The sequence below is a fragment of the Streptomyces glaucescens genome (assembly GCF_002154375.1).
In the GTDB taxonomy this organism is placed as follows: Bacteria; Actinomycetota; Actinomycetes; order Streptomycetales; family Streptomycetaceae; genus Streptomyces; species Streptomyces glaucescens.
The window spans coordinates 29,450-46,701 of record NZ_MUND01000076.1 but is presented as its reverse complement, the minus strand read 5'-3'; the positions used below and the strand labels follow the sequence as shown (position 1 = coordinate 46,701).

General features: G+C 73.2%; 17 protein-coding genes. 13 read left to right on the top strand and 4 right to left on the bottom strand.

Annotated features, from left to right (window positions below):
* From CCN42_RS06160 to CCN42_RS06145, 4 genes are all read left to right on the top strand, one after another.
* Positions 1 to 497, top strand: a 497-nt coding sequence (locus tag CCN42_RS06160; RefSeq protein WP_143661858.1) for an SDR family oxidoreductase, incomplete at its 5' end; no start/stop codon positions are given.
* A gap of 25 nt (positions 498 to 522) precedes the next feature.
* On the top strand, positions 523 to 1,371 hold the full coding sequence (locus CCN42_RS06155) for a tryptophan 2,3-dioxygenase (protein ID WP_086733555.1): 849 nt from the start codon (positions 523 to 525) through the stop codon (positions 1,369 to 1,371).
* Positions 1,361 to 2,209 carry an alpha/beta hydrolase family protein gene (locus CCN42_RS06150; RefSeq protein ID WP_086733553.1) on the top strand — a complete coding sequence of 283 codons (849 nt, stop codon included), beginning with the start codon at positions 1,361 to 1,363 and terminating at the stop codon, positions 2,207 to 2,209. The genes CCN42_RS06155 and CCN42_RS06150 overlap by 11 nt, the downstream gene beginning before the upstream one ends.
* The gene (locus CCN42_RS06145) at positions 2,206 to 3,483 is read left to right on the top strand and encodes a kynureninase (RefSeq protein ID WP_086733551.1); all 1,278 of its coding nucleotides are present in this window, start codon (positions 2,206 to 2,208) and stop codon (positions 3,481 to 3,483) included. The genes CCN42_RS06150 and CCN42_RS06145 overlap by 4 nt, the downstream gene beginning before the upstream one ends.
* A 25-nt stretch (positions 3,484 to 3,508) precedes the next feature.
* Here the strand turns inward: CCN42_RS06145 and CCN42_RS06140 are convergent, their stop codons facing one another.
* Positions 3,509 to 4,888 (bottom strand): MFS transporter, encoded by a 1,380-nt coding sequence (locus tag CCN42_RS06140; RefSeq protein WP_211294640.1) that lies wholly within the window; start codon positions 4,886 to 4,888, stop codon positions 3,509 to 3,511.
* Between the two features lie 219 nt (positions 4,889 to 5,107).
* Between CCN42_RS06140 and CCN42_RS06135 the strand changes: the two genes are divergently transcribed.
* Positions 5,108 to 5,749 carry a TetR/AcrR family transcriptional regulator gene (locus tag CCN42_RS06135; RefSeq protein WP_086733547.1) on the top strand — a complete coding sequence of 214 codons (642 nt, stop codon included), beginning with the start codon at positions 5,108 to 5,110 and terminating at the stop codon, positions 5,747 to 5,749.
* 135 nt (positions 5,750 to 5,884) lie between these two features.
* Positions 5,885 to 6,871, top strand: coding sequence for an aldo/keto reductase (locus tag CCN42_RS06130; RefSeq protein WP_086733545.1), 987 nt, complete (start codon positions 5,885 to 5,887; stop codon positions 6,869 to 6,871).
* A gap of 37 nt (positions 6,872 to 6,908) precedes the next feature.
* Here CCN42_RS06130 and CCN42_RS06125 read toward each other — a convergent pair whose 3' ends face one another.
* Entirely contained in the window at positions 6,909 to 7,670 is a 762-nt protein-coding gene (locus tag CCN42_RS06125; protein WP_211294639.1) for a GntR family transcriptional regulator, read from the bottom strand.
* 242 nt (positions 7,671 to 7,912) lie between these two features.
* On the opposite strand from CCN42_RS06125, the gene CCN42_RS06120 reads away from it, so the two are divergent.
* From CCN42_RS06120 to CCN42_RS06105, 4 genes are read left to right on the top strand one after another with little or no spacing between them, the layout of a single operon-like run.
* Positions 7,913 to 8,941, top strand: a complete 1,029-nt coding sequence (locus CCN42_RS06120; protein WP_086733543.1) for a substrate-binding domain-containing protein — start codon at positions 7,913 to 7,915, stop codon at positions 8,939 to 8,941.
* Entirely contained in the window at positions 8,941 to 10,017 is a 1,077-nt protein-coding gene (locus tag CCN42_RS06115; RefSeq protein WP_086733541.1) for an ABC transporter permease, read from the top strand. Before CCN42_RS06120 ends, CCN42_RS06115 begins: the two co-directional genes overlap by 1 nt.
* A 7-nt stretch (positions 10,018 to 10,024) precedes the next feature.
* Positions 10,025 to 10,936 carry an ATP-binding cassette domain-containing protein gene (locus CCN42_RS06110; RefSeq protein WP_086733539.1) on the top strand — a complete coding sequence of 304 codons (912 nt, stop codon included), beginning with the start codon at positions 10,025 to 10,027 and terminating at the stop codon, positions 10,934 to 10,936.
* Between the two features lies 1 nt (position 10,937).
* On the top strand, positions 10,938 to 11,840 hold the full coding sequence (locus tag CCN42_RS06105) for a sugar phosphate isomerase/epimerase family protein (protein ID WP_086733537.1): 903 nt from the start codon (positions 10,938 to 10,940) through the stop codon (positions 11,838 to 11,840).
* A 482-nt stretch (positions 11,841 to 12,322) separates the two neighbouring features.
* On the opposite strand, the gene CCN42_RS06100 is transcribed toward CCN42_RS06105, so the two are convergent.
* On the bottom strand, positions 12,323 to 12,895 hold the full coding sequence (locus tag CCN42_RS06100) for a CGNR zinc finger domain-containing protein (RefSeq protein ID WP_086733535.1): 573 nt from the start codon (positions 12,893 to 12,895) through the stop codon (positions 12,323 to 12,325).
* Between the two features lie 60 nt (positions 12,896 to 12,955).
* On the opposite strand from CCN42_RS06100, the gene CCN42_RS06095 reads away from it, so the two are divergent.
* Positions 12,956 to 13,873 carry an alpha/beta fold hydrolase gene (locus CCN42_RS06095; protein ID WP_086733533.1) on the top strand — a complete coding sequence of 306 codons (918 nt, stop codon included), beginning with the start codon at positions 12,956 to 12,958 and terminating at the stop codon, positions 13,871 to 13,873.
* Positions 13,870 to 14,826: a GNAT family N-acetyltransferase gene (locus CCN42_RS06090; RefSeq protein WP_086733531.1), complete on the top strand. Its 957-nt coding sequence runs from the start codon at positions 13,870 to 13,872 to the stop codon at positions 14,824 to 14,826. The genes CCN42_RS06095 and CCN42_RS06090 overlap by 4 nt, the downstream gene beginning before the upstream one ends.
* A 238-nt stretch (positions 14,827 to 15,064) precedes the next feature.
* Here CCN42_RS06090 and CCN42_RS06085 read toward each other — a convergent pair whose 3' ends face one another.
* Entirely contained in the window at positions 15,065 to 16,069 is a 1,005-nt protein-coding gene (locus tag CCN42_RS06085; protein WP_086733529.1) for a Gfo/Idh/MocA family protein, read from the bottom strand.
* A 123-nt stretch (positions 16,070 to 16,192) separates the two neighbouring features.
* Between CCN42_RS06085 and CCN42_RS06080 the strand changes: the two genes are divergently transcribed.
* Positions 16,193 to 17,221, top strand: coding sequence for a LacI family DNA-binding transcriptional regulator (locus CCN42_RS06080; RefSeq protein ID WP_086733527.1), 1,029 nt, complete (start codon positions 16,193 to 16,195; stop codon positions 17,219 to 17,221).
* Positions 17,222 to 17,252 lie beyond the last annotated feature (31 nt).

Here is a 17,252-nt window from a genome sequence, read left to right as displayed (position 1 = left end):
TCGACATCCTCGTCAACAACGCGGGCATCACCGTGCCCCGCCCCCTCGCCCAGGTGACCGAGGCCGACTACGACCGCGTCTTCGCGATCAACACCAAGGCGCCGTTCTTCATCGTCCAGCGCGGCCTGGACCGCCTGCGCGACGGCGGCCGGATCGTCAACATCTCCTCCGTCGCGACCCGCGTCGCCTTCCCGGCGATCGTCTCGTACACCATGACCAAAGCCGCCCTCGACTACCTGACCCTCTGCCTGGCCCAGGAACTGGGCCCCCGGGGCATCACCGTCAACGCCGTCGCACCCGGCTACACCGAGACGGAGATCAACCCCACCCTCGCCGTCCCGGAGATCCGCCGCCGGTACTCCGAGGCCTCCACGTCCGGCCGGCTCGGCGACCCGGTGGACATCGCCGACGTCGTCTCCTTCGTCGCGAGCGACGACGCCCGCTGGGTGACCGGCCAGTGGATCGATGCCTCCGGCGGCGCCCACCTCGGTGTGTGACCCGTCCGCACCCCTAGGAGATGCGATGAACGACCGCACGTCCGCCCTCGACGAGCCGGTGACGGACGACGCCCTGACCCGGCCCTTCGCGGGCGCCAGCCCCTACGACACGTACGTCCACGCGTCCGTCCTCAACAGCCTCCAGCACCCCCTCACCGAGGCCCCGGACGAGATGGGTTTCCTCGTCACCACCCAGGTGATGGAACTGTGGTTCACCCTGATCGTGCACGAGTGGCGCACGGCACGGGTGGCCTTCGCCAAGGACGAGCTGCACGCGGCCATGGACGCGCTGACGCGCAGCCGCCGCGCGTTGCACGCCCTCAACGGCGCCTGGGTGCCCATCGCCGCGCTGACACCCGCCCAGTTCAACGGCTTCCGCGCCGCGTTCGGCCAGGCGTCGGGCTTCCAGTCGGCGATGTACCGGCACATGGAGTTCCTCCTCGGCGACAAGGCCGCCGGGCTGCTGCGCGCCCACCGCGGCGACCCGGCCGTCCACGAGGCGCTCGCCGAGACCTACCGGGAACCGTCCCTGTACGACGAGGTGCTGGCCTACCTCCACCGGCAGGGCCTCCCCGTCCCGCGCCACGTCCGCGAACGGGACGTGACCAGCCCCTACACCAGCGACCCCGGGGTGGTCGAGGCCTGGCGGCAGGTCTACGCGGGACCGCAGCACCACCCCCACCTGGCGCTGGGCGAACTGCTCACCGACATCGCCGAACTCGTCACCCGCTGGCGCTTCGACCACGTCCTGGTGGTCCGCCGCGCCATGGGTGCCAAACCGGGCAGCGCCGGCTCCGCCGGGCTCGCCTGGCTGGAGCAGCGGGCGGCCCGCCCGGTCTTCCCCGAACTGTGGGAGGTGCGCGGTGACGTCTAGGGTCATCTCCGCCTTCGCGGCCGAGGAGGAGCGGCGGGTCCTGAGCCTGAAGCCGGTCCTGGCACCGGTGCACGGCCGCTACGGCGACCACCCCCACCAGTCCTACGACGCCTGGCCGTCCGACGACCCCGACGCCCCGCTGGTCGTCCTGCTGCACGGCGGCTACTGGCGCTACGACCGGATGCACCTGACCCCGTTCGCGGCCTACCTCTCCGCGCAGGGGTTCAGCGTTCTGCTCCCCGGCTTCCGCCGGTCCGGCGGCGCGGGCGGCCATCCCGAGACCTTCGACGACGTGGCCCGGATCGTGGACACCCTGCCCCAGGGGCGGCCCTACGTCCTGGCGGGCCACTGCTCCGGCGGTCACCTGGCGCTGTGGTGCGCCGCCCGGGGACTGCTGCCGCCCGGCTCTCGCTGGCACACCCGGACCCTGCCGACGAGCGTGCTCGCCCTCGCGCCGATCACCGACCTCACCGCCACCCGCCGGGACCGCCTCAGCAACGACGCCGCCCTCCAACTGCTTGGCGGCGAGGAACACTTCGCCGAGCGGCTGCCCGAGGTCGACCCCTTGACCCTGCTGCGCGACGCCGGCACCACCGGCGTCCCCACCGTGCTGCTGCACGGCGCCGCCGACGAGGAGGTACCGCTCACCCAGTTCAGCGACTACGCGGCCGTGCACCGGGACCTCAGGACGGTCGTCCTGCCCGGCACCGGCCACTACACCCTCATCGAACCGGGAGCACCCGGTGCCCGCGCGGTCGCCGACACCCTCCGGGAGCTGGCGGCCGCCTTCACCCCGGAGCGCTCCGGCCGCGCGGGCGAGGAGGCCGCACACCGATGACCACCGCACCGACCGCACGGACGGCACCGACCGCACCAGCCACCCTGCGCGAGCGGGCCGCACAGCTCGACGCCGACGACCCCCTGGCCCCCCTCCGCGCCCGCTTCCTGCTCCCGCCGGACGTCGTCCATCTCGACGGCAACTCCCTCGGCCCGCTGCCCGCCGCCGTGCCGGCGGCCCTGGACGACGTGGTGCGGCGCCAGTGGGCCACCGGCCTCATCGGCTCCTGGAACGCGAACGGCTGGTGGCAGGCGCCCCTGCGGGTGGGGGACGCCATCGGCGCGCTCATCGGGGCCGCGCCCGGCCAGACGGTCGCGGGCGACTCCACCAGCGTGCAGCTGTTCACCGCGCTCGACGCCGCCGCCGCGCTCCGCCCGGACCGCCCGCTGCTGGTCACCGATCCCGGACACTTCCCGACCGACCGCTACCTGGCCGACGCGGTCGCCCGCCGCCGGGACCTCGAGGTACGGCGGGTGCCCCCGGCCGACCTCCCGCGCTTCCTCGCCGCCGAGGGCCACCGGGCCGCCGTCGTGAGCTACTCGCCCGTCGACTTCCGCACCGGGGAGCTGTACGACATGCGGGCGCTGACCCGGGCCGCCCACGCCGCCGGCGCCCTCGCGCTGTGGGACCTGTGCCACGCGGCCGGCGCCCTGCCCCTCGACGTCGACGCCCTCGGCGTGGACCTGGCCGTCGGCTGCGGCTACAAGTTCCTCTCCGGCGGCCCCGGCGCCCCCGCCTTCCTGTACGTGGCGCGGCGCCACCACGCCGTGCTGGAGACGCCGTTGCCCGGCTGGACCGGCCACGCCGACCCGTTCGGCCTGGCCCAGGACTACACGCCCGCTCCCGGCATCGCCCGCGCCCGCATCGGCACCCCGCCGATCCTGTCCCTGCTCGCCCTCGAAGCGGCCCTCACCGCCTTCGACGGCGTCGACCTGGCCGAGGTCCGCGCCAAGAGCCTGTCCCTGACGGGCTTCTTCCTGGACTGCGCGGACGCACTCCTCACCCCCCTCGGCTTCACCTCCGTCACCCCGGCCGACCCGGCCCGCCGCGGCAGCCAGGTCACCCTGCGCCATCCGCACGCCCGCGGCCTCGCCGTCGCCCTGGCCGAGCACGGCGTCATCGCCGACATGCGCGCGCCCGACCTGCTGCGCTTCGGCGTCAACGCCCTCTTCACCAGCCACCGCGACCTGCTCACCGCCGCGCTGCGCCTGCGCGACCTCACCCGGGAGGAGGCCTACGACGTCACGCCACCGTCCGTGGGGCCGGTGACCTGAGGGACCGGGCGGTCGGGCACGCCGGTCAGCTCGGCTGTTCCTTCGGCACCCACCGCACCGCCAGCACGCCCAGCGCCAGGCAGAGCGCGCTCGCCACCCCGATCGCCACGTGCAGGCCGGTGAGGAAGGCGTGCTCGGCCTCGGCGAGGGCGGTGGCGGACAGACCCGGGGTGTCCAGGGTCTCGTCGAGCGTGCCCGCGACGCCGGGGCCGGTCAGCCGGAAGCAGAGGGCCGCGAGGGAGCCGAGCAGGGAGATGCCGAGGGCGTTGCCGAGTTCGTTGCTCGTCTCGGCGATGGAGGCGGCCGAGCCGGCGCGCTCGGCGGGGACCGCCGCGACCGCCGTGTCCGCCACCAGGCTGAAGGAGAGGCCGTAGCCGACACCGGTGACGACGGAGGAGGCGATGAAGACCGGCACGCCCTGACCGGTGGTCGTCAGGAGAAGGAGCAGCAGGCCGACGCCCATGAAGAAGTGCGAGGCGATGAGTGCCGAGCGCTTGCCGATCCGGTCCACCACGCCGCTCGCCCCGACGCAGGCGGCGGTGAGGACGGCCGCGCCGGGCAGCGCCAGCAGGGCCGCCGCCAGGACGCCGTGGCCGAGGACCGACTGGAGGTACGTGCCGGTGAGGTAGCCCGTGGCCGCCCAGGCGACCAGGGACAGCACGCCGGTGAGGATCGCGACGGTGAAGACCCGGTCCTTGAAGAGCCGCAGGTCGAGCAGCGGGTGGTCCAGGGTGAGCTGCCGGCGGGTGAACCAGAGCAGGAGGGCGGCGCCGGTGACCCCGCTGACGGCCTGGGTCGCGGTGAGGCCCTCCGCCGCGGCCGTCTTCACCGCGTACACGGCCAGCAGGATGCCGACGGCGGACAGGGCGACGCTGAGGGCGTCGACCCGCGCGGGGCCGGCCGTGCGCACCTCACGCAGCAGGAACGGGGCGAGGGCGACGAAGAGGACGACGACCGGGATGTTGATGAGGAAGACCGAGCCCCAGGCGTAACGGCTGAGCAGCAGACCGCCGATCACCGGTCCGGCCGCGAAGCCGGCGGCGAAGGTCGCGGCGAAGACGCCGATGGCGCGGGAGCGTTGCCTCGGGTCGGGGAAGAGGCCGCCGATGATCGCGAGGCCGGAGGGCAGCAGCGTCGCGCCGCCGAGGCCCATCAGGGCCCGGCTGGCGATGAGCAGTTCGGGGCTGGGGGAGAAGGCGGCGCCGACGGATCCGGCGCCGAAGACGACGGCGCCGGTCAGCAGGAACCTCAGCCTGCCGTGGCGGTCGCCGAGGCTGCCGAAGGCGATGAGCAGGGACGAGACCACGAACCCGTAGATGTCAAGGATCCACAGGGCCTGGCCGGTGGTGGGAGTCAGCGCGGAGGTGATGCCCGGCATGGCGAGGTAGAGGACGGAGCCGTCCATCGCGACGAGTGCGACGGGGCCCAGCACGATGAGGAGGCCCAGCCAGGCCCGTCGGCCGGCTCGCTCTGCGGCTAAGTCGAGGGATGTCACGGTGCGGCCTCTCTGGAAAAGGGCGTGCGGGGACGCGGCAGACGGTGCGTACGTCGTACGCAGGCCGCGCGTACGGCGTACGCTAGAGGTCTGCGTGCGGTGTACGCAAGCCGCTGGTTAGACTTCGCCATGGCCATCGACAAACAGCGCGGGCGGGCGAGTTCACCGGGACTGTCGCGGGGCGCCATCGTGGCGGCCGCCATGCGGATCGCGGACGCCGAGGGCGTGGCCGCGCTGTCCATGCGCCGTATCGCCACCGAGCTGGACTCCGGTGTCATGTCGCTCTACCGGCATGTGGCGAACAAGGACGCCCTGCTCACCGCGATCACCCGGGCGGCCTGCGACGAGCGTCCCTATCCCGAACCCGCTCCGGCGGACTGGCGGGAGGCGATGCGGCTCGCCGCGCGGCTCGACTGGGAGGTGTACTGCGCACACCCCTGGGCGCTGGTGACCTCCAGCTCCGCACGGCACTTCTCCGACACCACCTGCCTCGACTGGATGGTGGGCGCGCTGGCCGGTCTGACCGAGGACGCCGAGCTCGCACGGTCGTTCTCGATCGCCGTCTGGTCGTACGTGCAGGGGGTGTGCATCCAGCACGTGGCGCAGCAGTTGCTGTCCGGCGGAGACAAGCCGGAACAGTCCCCGCTGCGGGCCACGGAAGAGGACTTCGAGGCGGGGCTGGAGACCCTTCTCGACGGGATGGAGCAGCGTGCTTCGCGCACCGCGTCCCGGCCGGCGCCGCGCACCTTCGCCGCCGGCGGCCGGCGCTGAACGCGGCCCCTCCCGGCGGCACGCTCCCTCCCGGCCGTACGGGACGCGATCACGCGCTTGACTTCGAGTGCGCGCGAAGCTGAAGACTCCCGTGCCAGAGCCCGGCCGGCGGGCTCACGGGAAGGAACGGCCACCATGAAGTACCGCACGCTCGGCACGGACCCGGCGCACCGCCGCGAGGTGAGCGTCCTCGCGCTCGGCGCCATGCTCTTCGGCTCCGTGACCGACGAGAAGACCTCCTTCGCCGTCCTCGACCGCTATGTCGAGGCCGGCGGGAACTTCATCGACACCTCCGACAACTATGCCTTCTGGGTCGACGGCAGTCAGGGCGGACAGAGCGAGGAGCTGCTCGGCCGGTGGCGGCGCAGCCGGGGCGTCGGCGACGAGATCGTCATCGCCACCAAGCTCGGCGCCCGCCCCCTGGCGCCCGGCACCGGCTACATCGACAACGCCGAGGGCCTGTCGGCGAAGGTGATCCGCGAGGCCGCCGAACGCAGCCGGGAACGGCTCGGTGTCGAGAAGATCGATCTGCTCTACGCGCACATCGAGGACCCCACGGTGCCGTTGCGGGAGACCGTCGAGGGCTTCGCCGGACTCGTCGCCGAGGGCACCGTCGGCCTGCTCGGGGTCAGCAACCACGCGATCTGGAAGGTGGAACGCGCCCGCGCCCTCGCGGCGGCGGCCGGACTGCCCGGTTACGAGGTGCTCCAGTACCAGCACAGCCATCTGCGCCCGCGCTTCGACGTGCCGGGCGGCCTCTTCCCCGACGGCAGCCTCGGGCACGCGGGCCCCGAACTCCTCGGCTACCTGCGGGCCGAGCCCGCCCTCACCCTGGTCGCCTACTCGCCGCTGCTGGCGGGCGCCTACGTCCGCGAGGACAAGCCGCTGCCCCCGGATTACGACCACCCGGGCACCCCGCGCCGGCTCGCGGTGCTGCGCGAGGTGGCCCGGGAGGCCGGCGCGACCGTCAACCAGGTGGTGCTGGCCTGGCAGATCGGCGGAGCGCTGCCGGTCGTGCCGCTCGCCGGGGCCTCCTCGGTGGCCCAGCTGGAGGAGAACCTCGCCGCCGTCGACCTGGAGCTGACGCCGGATCAGCGGGCCCGGCTGGACGCGGCGCACTGAGGCCGGACCGGGCGGCCGTGACGGTCCGGCCGGCCCGTCACGGCCGCACCAGCAACTGGAAGTCGAAGGCGTAGCGCGAGGCGCGGTAGAGGTGGCTGCCGTGCTCGACGGCGCGACCGGTGTCGGCGTAGGCGGTGCGCTCCATGGTGAGCAGGGCCGCCCCCTCGTGCTCGTCCAGGCGGGCGGCCTCCTCGGCGGTGGCGGCGCGGGCGCCGACGGTCTGGCGGGCGCTGTGCAGGGTGAGGCCGGCGGCGCGCAGCATCCGGTACAGGCCGGTCGCCTCCAGCCGGCCGGTGTCCGGGGCGAGCAGGTCGGGCGGGAGGTGGTTGCGGAGGAACGCGACCGGTGTGCCGTGGGTGAGGCGCAGGCGTTCCAGGGCGACGACCTCGGCGCCCTCCGGCACCCCGAGCGCGGCGGCCACGTCGGCGGGCGCGGGAACGCGTTCGTTGCGCAGGACCCGGGTGGCCGGCCGCTGCCCGGCGGCCTCCAGGTCGTCGTAGAGGCTGCTCAGTTCCAGCGGGCGCCTGACCTGGCTGTGCACGACCTGGGTGCCGACCCCGCGGCGGCGCACCAGCAGCCCCTTGTCGACCAGGGACTGGATGGCCTGACGGACCGTCGGCCGGGACAGGCGGAGCCGGGCGGCGAGGCCGACCTCGTTGCCCAGCAGGTTTCCCGGGGCGAGGGCTCCCTGCTCGATCGCCTCCTCCAGTTGTCGTGCGAGCTGGTGGTAGAGCGGGACCGGGCTGGTGCGGTCGAGGGTGAAGCGCACGGCGTCGAGTGCGGAGCCGGTCGTCGCCACGGGACACCTCCTGGGAGCGGTGGTCACCAGGTGTAGGCCGGGGGCGGACACCTTGTCAATGCTTTGTACTTACATTCGGACCTGCTTGTGAAATGATGTCTTGACAAAGTATTGACAGCGGGCGCCCCAAGGGATGGAATCCGGTCTCAACGCAAGAGCCGCAGGCGAAAGCAGCCGCAAGGCGAAAGCAGCCGCAAGGCAAGAGCCGTGCTTCCCTCGTCGCACAGTGAGGTGCAGGAAAGATGGACCGCACTCCTCGGGACCGCTCGTCCCGCTCCCGCAGCACCACCTCAGCCCTGGCCGTGGCAGCGGCAGCGGCACTGGTCCTCGCCGGCTGCTCCAGCGGCTCCGGCGGCAAGAAGGCCGAGGAGCCGGCGGAGGGCGCCGCCGCGGGCAAGGCCTCCACCCCCCGGATGACGGTCGCCCTGATCACCCACCAGTCGCCCGGCGACACCTTCTGGGACATCGTCCGCAAGGGCGCCGAGGCCGCCGCCGCCAAGGGCAACATCAAGCTCGTCTACTCGGCCGACCCGGGCGCGGGCAACCAGGCCAACCTGGTGCAGAACGCGATCGACCAGAAGGTCGACGGCATCGCCGTCACGCTCGCCAAGCCGGACGCCCTCAAGGACGTGGTGAGCAAGGCGAACGCGGCCGGGATACCCGTGGTCGGCCTCAACTCCGGCGTCAGCGAATGGCGCAGGCTCGGCCTCCTGGAGTTCTTCGGGCAGGACGAGACCGTGGCCGGCGAAGCGCTCGGCAAGCGGCTGAACGAGTCCGGCGCGAGAAGGGCCGTCTGCGTCATCCAGGAACAGGGCAACATCGGCCTCACCCAGCGCTGCGACGGCGTGCGGAAGACCTTCTCCGGCGACACCGAGACCCTGTACGTCAACGGCACCGACATGCCCTCGGTGAAGTCCACCATCACCGCCAAGCTCAAGGAGGACGACGCCATCGACTACGTCGTCACCCTCGGCGCGCCCTTCGCGCTGACGGCGGTGCAGTCGGTGTCGGAGGCCGGGAGCAAGGCGAAGATCGCCACCTTCGACCTCAACAAGCAGCTCACCGCCGCCATCGGCGACGGCACCATCGAGTTCGCCGTCGACCAGCAGCCCTACCTCCAGGGCTACCTCGCCGTCGACTCCCTGTGGCTCTACGAGAACAACGGCAACTACAGCGGCGGCGGCGAGCAGCCCGTGCTGACCGGCCCGGCGTTCGTCGACAAGTCCAACGTCGACCGGGTCGCCGGGTTCGCCGCGAAGGGCACCCGGTGATGAGCATGTCCCAGCAGGCCGCGCCGGCGGTGCCCGCACCACCGGCCCCCGGCCCGAAGGAGAGCGACGGGCGCACCGCCCGGCGCCCGCTCGCGCTGCGGCTGCTCGCCCGGCCGGAGGTGGGCGTCCTCCTCGGGGCCGTCGCCGTGTTCGTGTTCTTCCTGGTCGCCGCACCCGCGGTGCGCGACGGCAGCTCGATGGCGAACATCCTCTACCAGTCGTCGACGATCGGGATCATGGCGCTGCCGGTGGCCCTGCTGATGATCGGCGGCGAGTTCGACCTGTCGTCCGGCGTCGCGGTGATCACCTCCGCGCTCACCGCGAGCATGATCAGCTACCAGCTGACGATGAACGTCTGGGTCGGCGTGATCGTCGCCCTCGCCGTCTCGCTCGGGGTCGGCCTGCTCAACGGCTGGATGCTGGTGCGGACCGGGCTGCCGAGCTTCCTGGTCACCCTCGGCACCTTCCTGATCCTCCAGGGCGTCAACCTCGCCGTCACCAAGCTGATCACCGGCAATGTGGCCACCGACGACATCAGCGACATGGACGGCTTCGGCCAGGCCAGGGCGATCTTCGCCTCGTCGTTCGACGTCGGCGGCGTCCAGGTGAAGATCACCGTCGTGTGGTGGCTGGTCTTCGCGGGCCTCGCCACCTGGGTGCTGCTGCGCACCCGCTACGGCAACTGGGTCTTCGCGGCCGGCGGCGACCAGGAGAGCGCGCGGGCCGTCGGCGTGCCCGTCACGTTCACCAAGATCTCCCTGTTCATGCTGGTCGGCCTCGGTGCCTGGTTCGTCGGCATGCACCAGCTGTTCTCCTTCAACACGGTGCAGTCCGGCGAGGGCGTCGGCCAGGAGCTGATCTACATCGCCGCGGCGGTGATCGGCGGCTGTCTGCTCACCGGCGGCTACGGCTCCGCGATCGGCCCGGTCTTCGGTGCTTTCATGTTCGGCATGGTGCAGCAGGGCATCGTCTACGCGGGCTGGAACCCGGACTGGTTCAAGGCCTTCCTCGGCGTGATGCTGCTCGGCGCCACCCTGATCAATCTGTGGGTCCGCAGGACCGCGACCCGGAGGTGAGCCACCCATGACCACCGTGACCGAGACACCCCTCGTGGAACTGCGCGGGGCCGGCAAGTCGTACGGCAACATCCGTGCCCTGCACGGCGTCGACCTCACCGTCCGCCCGTCCGAGGTGACCTGCGTGCTCGGCGACAACGGCGCCGGCAAGTCCACCCTCATCAAGATCGTCTCCGGGCTGCACCAGCACACCGAGGGCGAGTTCCTGGTCGACGGGGAGCCGGTCCGCTTCTCCTCCCCGCGCGAGGCCCTCGACCGGGGCATCGCCACCGTCTACCAGGACCTGGCGACCGTGCCGCTGATGCCGGTGTGGCGGAACTTCTTCCTCGGCTCGGAGCTGACCAAGGGCGCGTGGCCCCTGCGCCGCCTCGACATCGAGCGGATGAAGAAGACCGCCGACGAGGAACTGCGCAACATGGGCATCGTCCTCGACGACCTCGAACAGCCCATCGGCACCCTCTCCGGCGGCCAGCGCCAGTGCGTCGCCATCGCCCGGGCGGTCCACTTCGGCGCCCGGGTGCTGATCCTCGACGAGCCGACGGCCGCCCTCGGCGTCAAGCAGTCCGGCGTCGTCCTCAAGTACATCGCCGCCGCCCGAGACCGCGGCCTCGGCGTCATCTTCATCACCCACAACCCCCACCACGCCTACCTGGTCGGCGACCACTTCAGCGTGCTGCGCCTGGGCACCCTGGAACTCTCCGCCGACCGCAGCGAGGTCAGTCTCGAAGAGCTGACCAACCACATGGCCGGAGGCGCCGAACTCGCCGCCCTCAAGCACGAACTCGCCCAGGTCCGCGGCGTCGACGTCGAGGAACTCCCCGACGAGCGGGACCTCCGGGCCACCGCAGCGCCGATCCCGTCGCGCCCGTCGGCTCCGTCGCATCCGTCATCCCCGTCGTCTCCGGAAGGAAGCTCCTGACATGGCCCCTGTGCTCGACCGCATCCGGGTCGGCTCCGCCCCCGACTCCTGGGGTGTCTGGTTCCCCGACGACCCGCGGCAGGTGCCCTGGGAACGCTTCCTCGACGAGGTCGCCGAGGCCGGGTACTCCTGGATCGAGCTGGGCCCGTACGGCTACCTGCCGACCGACCCGGCCCGCCTCACCGACGAGGTGGCCAAGCGGAACCTGAAGGTCTCAGCGGGCACGGTCTTCACCGGCCTGCACCGCGGCCCGGCCGTCTGGGAGTCCACCTGGGAGCACGTCGGCCAGGTCGCCGCGCTCACCCGGGCCATGGGCGCGCGGCACCTCGTCGTCATCCCCTCCTTCTGGCGGGACGACAAGACCGCCGAGATCCTGGAGCCGCCGGAGCTGACCGCCGAGCAGTGGGCCCACCTCACCAAGGGCATGGAACGGCTCGGCCACGAGGTGAAGGAGGCCTACGGCCTGGACATCGTCGTCCACCCGCACGCCGACACCCACATCGACACCGAGGCGCACGTCGAGCGCTTCCTCGACTCCACCGACTCCGACCTGGTCAACCTCTGCCTGGACACCGGGCACTACGCCTACTGCGGCGGCGACAGCGTCAAGCTGATCGAGACGTACGGCGAGCGCATCGGCTACCTCCACCTCAAGCAGGTCGACCCGGAGATCCTGGCCGACGTGGTCGCGAACGGGGTGCCGTTCGGGCCCGCCGTGCAGCGCGGCGTGATGTGCGAACCCCCCGCCGGGGTGCCGGAGCTCCAGCCCGTCCTGATGGCGGCGCAGCGCCTCGGCGTCGAGCTGTTCGCCATCGTCGAGCAGGACATGTACCCCTGCGAGCCGGACAGGCCCCTGCCGATCGCGACCCGCACCCGCAGGTTCCTGCGCTCCTGCGGGGCCTGAGCCCCCACCGGGGCGGTGGACACGGCCGTGCAGCCGTTCAGGAGCCGCCGTCCGCCTCGGCGCGCCGCCGTCCGCCGCGGGCCGGCGGCACCGCGCCGCCCGCCTGAGGAACAGTCCCGTCGCCGCCGCCGTGACCGGGGCGGCGAAACCCACCGTGCGCATCCGGGGGGTGACCTCCTCGGCGCGGCTCACCGCGAACTCCTGGGCGGCGCCCGGCCGCCCCACCAGCGCGCCCCGGCACCTGGCGGGTGCCGACCTGTGTCGGCGGGACGGTGCCGGTGAAGACGCAGCCCCGGTGGCCGCGGATCTTCTCGGTGCCCCGGCAGGAGAGACACCGCCGCGCGCGGTCTGACGTACCGGACCAGCATCGGCGCGAGGACCGGACGACGCTCAAGGCCCAGCAGGACCGGGGGGGAGGGGCGAGACGCCACGGCGCATCGGCACTCCGGCACTTCAGGGCTCCGGGGTAGCGGCGGCCACTCTCAGGGACTCCTGTGCCGCCGGTAATGGCGGGCGACCCGGGTGCGGTTGCCGCAGCGGGCGGGGGAGCACCAGCGGCGGCGGGGGTGCGCCGGGAGGAACAGCAGGACGCAGTCGTCGGCCTCGCACTCCTTGACCCGGGCGACCGCCGGGTCGGCGAGCAGGGCGGCGGCGGCCTCCGCGAGCAGCGCGGCCAGCCGGGTGCCGAGCGGGCCGGTGCGGCGCGGCGGGGCGGTGACCGCCGTACCGTCCCAGACCGGGACCCGGACGGCCGGTGCGGCGCGCTGGGCGTCGGCGAGAGCGCGCAGCGCGGACTCGGGCGGCCGTCGCCCGTCCAGCAGCGCGCGCAGCGCCGCCTCGGTGTGGTCCCGTACGGCGTGCACGGGGGCGAGGTCGGCCTCGGTCGGGGCGGGGCCGTCCGCCTCCGCGCCCAGCCGGTCCGTCTGCCGGGCCAGCCAGGCGGCCAGCCGGTCCGGGGTGCCGAGCAGGTCGGCACGGCCCGTGCCGCTCAGCGGGCGGGTGTTGACGAGGTCCAGAGGCAGGGGCTCGCCGGTCGGCGGTGCGCTGGCGTCCATGAAATCTAATGCTACATAAAACAGTTGACGCATTAGAAGACGGCGGCATATGACTGTCACATGACCACCCCGGCGTTCGCCGCGCGCATCAGCCCACCCGCCCGCACCGCCCACCGGCACCTGCACGTCGACGGGGCCGACGTCTTCTACCGCGAGTCCCTGCCCGAGCGGCCGGACGCCCCGGTGCTGCTGCTCCTGCACGGCTTCCCGTCCGCCTCGCACCAGTTCCGGCGGCTCATCGACACCCTCGGCCGGCACTACCGGCTGATCGCCCCCGACTACCCGGGCTTCGGGCACACCCGCGCCCCCGAGGACTTCACCTACTCCTTCGAGCGGCTCACCGACATCGTCGAAGGCTTCACCGAACGGCTCGGACTGACCCGGTACACGCTGTACCTCTTCGACTTCGGCGCCCCGGTCGGCCTGCGCCTCGCACAGCGCCGTCCCGGCCGCGTCGCCGGCCTGGTGGTGCAGAACGGCAACGCCTACCTCGACGGACTGTCCGACGCCGCCCGCGAGTTCACCGCCCTCACCCCGGACACCCCGGGCGCCGAGCAGACCATCCTCGACCTGTTCACCCTCGCCGCCACCCGCGCCCAGTACGAGGGCGGCACGGCCGATCCCGCGCTCGTCGCCCCCGAGAGCTGGCTGCTCGACCAGCACTTCCTCGACCAGCCGGGCCGCAAGAAGGCCCAACTCGCCCTCGCCTACGACTACAAGAGCAATCTCGCCGCCTACCCGGACTGGCAGGCCTGGCTGCGCGCCCACCGCCCGCCCACCCTCATCACCTGGGGCACGGGAGACCCGTTCTTCATCCCCGACGGCGCCCACGCCTACCTGCGCGACCTGCCCGACGCCGAACTGCACCTGTTCCCCACCGGGCACTTCGCCCTGGAGGACCACCTGCCGGAGATCGCCCCGCTGATCGCCGGTTTCCTCGACCGCACCTGGGACCGACCCGCCTCGGAGGCCTCGTGATCATCCGCCCGCTGACCGACTCCGACACCGACCGCGTGCTGCCCCTGCTGCCCGCCGGCGAGGTCGGCGTCTGGGCCGACGCCGACACCTTCCGCGACCGGCTCGGCACCGGTGAGTACCGGCCCGAGCGGAGCTGGCTGGCCGAGGACGGCGGCGAGCCGGTCGCCCTCGCCGTCTGGTGGGCCGGACCGCACGACACCGAGCCGGCCGCGCTCGACGTGCTGAACGTCCGCGACCTCGACGGAACCGACGAGGCGCGCACGGACCTCGCGGCCCGCGTCCTGACGGCGGCGCACACCGCCTTCGCCGCCACCGGCCTGACCACCCCGCCCGAGTACCACGTCGCGCTGCCCGGCGACTGGCGCGAGCGCCCCGACGCGGTCGCCGCCCTGCGCTGGCGCCGGGCGGCCGCCCGGCGCGTCGGGCTCACCGCCTCCCTCGAGCGGCTCCGCTTCGAGTGGACCCCCGAGAACGGCGTGCCCCGGCCCTCCGGCCGGCTGCGGTTCCGGGCCGAGCCGGACGACGAGGTCTTCGTCGACCTCTTCCGCCGGGTGCTGGACGGCACCCTCGACGCGCACTCCGGCACCGGCGCGGCGACCGTGGGCGCCGAGGCGCAGGCCCGGACCGACGTCGCCTTCTACCGGGACGAGATGGCCGGCGACCGCGCCTGGTGGCGGATCGCCGAGACCCCGCAGGGCCGCCCGGTCGGCTTCGCGCTGCCCTCCCGGAACCCCAGCTTCCATGTCGTCGGCTACCTCGGCGTGCTGCCCGAGCACCGCGGCCACGGCCACGTGGACGACCTGCTGGCCGAGATCACCCGCTTCCTGGCCGAGGAGGCCGGAGCGGACACCGTGCGCGCCGACACCGACCTGGCGAACGCCCCGATGGCCGCCGCGTTCACCCGTCTCGGCTACCGCAACTTCGCCCGCCGCCTGGTGCTTTCGGCGCCGTAGGGCGGCCCGCGGGCCGGACCGCCGCCGTCCGGACGCGTTCGGCGCGCGGGCGGACGGCCGGTGTGGCAGATTGCGGACTGAGGGAAGCCGGGTGCGGGCTCGCTGTCCCCCACACAAGTGCTGCTCGGGTGCTCGCGCCCGGCCTCCCTCGAAGCCGTCCCGCGACCGGGAGGGCTTCGTGACCCCGCACCCGACCGGGCGGCCGGCGGCGCGGAGCGGCCGGCGCTTCACCGCTGAGTCAGATGGTGCGGACCTCCGCGATCGTCACCGGCCGGTGCTCGGCCCGCGACAGCGTGCACGCCTCGGCGATCCAGCCCGCCTCCAGCGCGTCCTCGACCGTGCACGGCGAGGGCCTGGCACCGGCCACCACCTCCGTGAACGCGGTGAGTTCGGCGCGGTAGGCGGCGGCGAAGCGGTCCATGAAGAAGTCGTGCGGCGTCCCGGCCGGGAACGTGACGCCCGGCTCCACCGAGCGCAGCGGCAGCTTGTCGTCCAGGCCGACCGCGATCGAGTCCGCGAAGCCGTGCAGCTCCATCCGCACGTCGTAACCCCGCCCGTTGTGGCGGGAGTTGGAGACGACCGCGATCGTCCCGTCGTCCAGGGTGAGCAGCGCGCCGGTGGTGTCCGCGTCGCCCGCGGCGGCGATGGGGGCGGCGCCCCGGTTGCCGCCGACGGCGTACACCTCGGTCACCTCGCGGCCGGTCACCCAGCGGATGATGTCGAAGTCGTGCACCGAGCAGTCCCGGAAGATGCCCCCGGAGGCCGCGATGTACGCGGCGGGCGGCGGCGCCGGGTCCAGGGTGGTCGACCGGACGGTGTGCAGCGGGCCCAGCTCGCCGCTGTGCACGGCGGCGCGCGCGACGGCGAAGCCGGCGTCGAAGCGGCGGTTGTAGCCGATCTGGACCGGCACGTCCGATCCCCGGACGGCGTCCAGCACCGCGACGCCCTCGCTCATGGTCCGGGCGACGGGCTTCTCGCAGAAGACGGGCACTCCGGCCCGCACGGTGGCGAGGATCAGGCCCGGGTGGGCGTCGGTCGCGGCGGCGATCACCACCCCGTCGACCCCGGCGGACAGCACCGCCTCCGGTGAGTCCACGACCTCTCCGCCGAACCGCTCCGCGGCGGTCTTGGCGGCGTCCGCGAACGGATCGGTGAGCACGAGCGACTCGACCGCGTCGAGCCCGGAGAGGGTCTCGGCGTGGAAGGCGCCGATACGGCCGAGGCCGAGGATTCCGATGCGCATGGAACGGCTGCCGTCCTTTCGCTGACAGGGGCGACGGAGTGATGTCATTGTTGTCAGGACAAACCACTCGGGCAACCATCAGCGAGCCGTCAAAAAACCCTCAACAGGCGCGAGGAGCCGTGTGTGGGCCACCCCTTCCCCCTCCGTGAGATCGCACGTCAGGCCGGGCTGAGCGAGGCCACCGTCGACCGCGTCCTGAACGGGCGCGGCGGGGTGCGCCCGAGCACCGCGCAGGAGGTGCACCGGGCCATCGCCGACCTGGACCGGCAGCGTACCCAGGTTCGCCTCGTCGGCCGCACCTTCATGATCGACATAGTGATGCAGGCGCCGGAGCGGTTCTCCACCGCCGTCCGCACCGCCCTGGAGGCCGAACTGCCCGGACTGCACCCGGCCGTGCTGCGCTCCCGCTTCCACTTCCGCGAGACCGGCCCGGTCGACGAGCAGCTCGCCACCCTCGACCGGATCGCCCGGCGGGGCTCCCAGGGCGTCATCCTCAAGGCGCCGGACGTGCCCGAGGTCACCGCCGCCGTCGGCCGGCTGGCCGCCGCGGGCATCCCGGTGGTCACCCTCGTCACCGACCTGCCCGCCAGTGCCCGGATCGGCTACGTCGGCATCGACAACCGGGCGGCGGGCGCCACCGCCGCGTACCTCATGGGCCAGTGGCTGGGCGACCGGCCCGCCCATGTGCTCACCAGTCTCAGCAGCGGCTTCTTCCGCAACGAGGAGGAGCGCGAGATGGGCTTCCGGGCCACCCTGCGCGCCCGGCACCCGGGCCGCACCCTGGTCGAGATCGCCGAGGGCCAGGGCCTGGACGCCACCCAGTACGACCTGGTGCGCGCCGCCCTGGACCGCGACCCGGAGATCCGCGCGGTCTACTCGATCGGCGGCGGCAACCTCGCCACACTGCGCGCCTTCGAGGACGCGGGCCGGGAGTGCGCCGTCCTCGTCGCGCACGACCTCGACCACGACAACACCCGGCTGCTGCGTGAGCACCGCCTGTCCGCCGTCCTCCACCACGATCTGCGGCACGACCTGCGCGAGGCCTGCCGTCTGGTCATGCGGGCGCACGGCGCGCTGCCTCCCGCCGGACCCACCCTGCCGTCCCCGATCCAGGTGGTGACGCCGTACAACGTGCCCCCGGCCGTCCGGTGACGACGGGGCGCACGCCTCGGGCGTGTATCCC

Coding starts and splice junctions, on each gene's coding strand:
- CCN42_RS06155 (WP_086733555.1), top strand. CDS start 523: ATGAACGACCGCACGTCCGCCCTCGACGAGCCGGTGACGGACGACGCC.
- CCN42_RS06145 (WP_086733551.1), top strand. CDS start 2,206: ATGACCACCGCACCGACCGCACGGACGGCACCGACCGCACCAGCCACC.
- CCN42_RS06140 (WP_211294640.1), bottom strand. CDS start 4,888: ATGGACGGCTCCGTCCTCTACCTCGCCATGCCGGGCATCACCTCCGCG.
- CCN42_RS06135 (WP_086733547.1), top strand. CDS start 5,108: ATGGCCATCGACAAACAGCGCGGGCGGGCGAGTTCACCGGGACTGTCG.
- CCN42_RS06130 (WP_086733545.1), top strand. CDS start 5,885: ATGAAGTACCGCACGCTCGGCACGGACCCGGCGCACCGCCGCGAGGTG.
- CCN42_RS06120 (WP_086733543.1), top strand. CDS start 7,913: ATGGACCGCACTCCTCGGGACCGCTCGTCCCGCTCCCGCAGCACCACC.
- CCN42_RS06115 (WP_086733541.1), top strand. CDS start 8,941: ATGAGCATGTCCCAGCAGGCCGCGCCGGCGGTGCCCGCACCACCGGCC.
- CCN42_RS06110 (WP_086733539.1), top strand. CDS start 10,025: ATGACCACCGTGACCGAGACACCCCTCGTGGAACTGCGCGGGGCCGGC.
- CCN42_RS06105 (WP_086733537.1), top strand. CDS start 10,938: ATGGCCCCTGTGCTCGACCGCATCCGGGTCGGCTCCGCCCCCGACTCC.
- CCN42_RS06100 (WP_086733535.1), bottom strand. CDS start 12,895: ATGGACGCCAGCGCACCGCCGACCGGCGAGCCCCTGCCTCTGGACCTC.
- CCN42_RS06095 (WP_086733533.1), top strand. CDS start 12,956: ATGACCACCCCGGCGTTCGCCGCGCGCATCAGCCCACCCGCCCGCACC.
- CCN42_RS06085 (WP_086733529.1), bottom strand. CDS start 16,069: ATGCGCATCGGAATCCTCGGCCTCGGCCGTATCGGCGCCTTCCACGCC.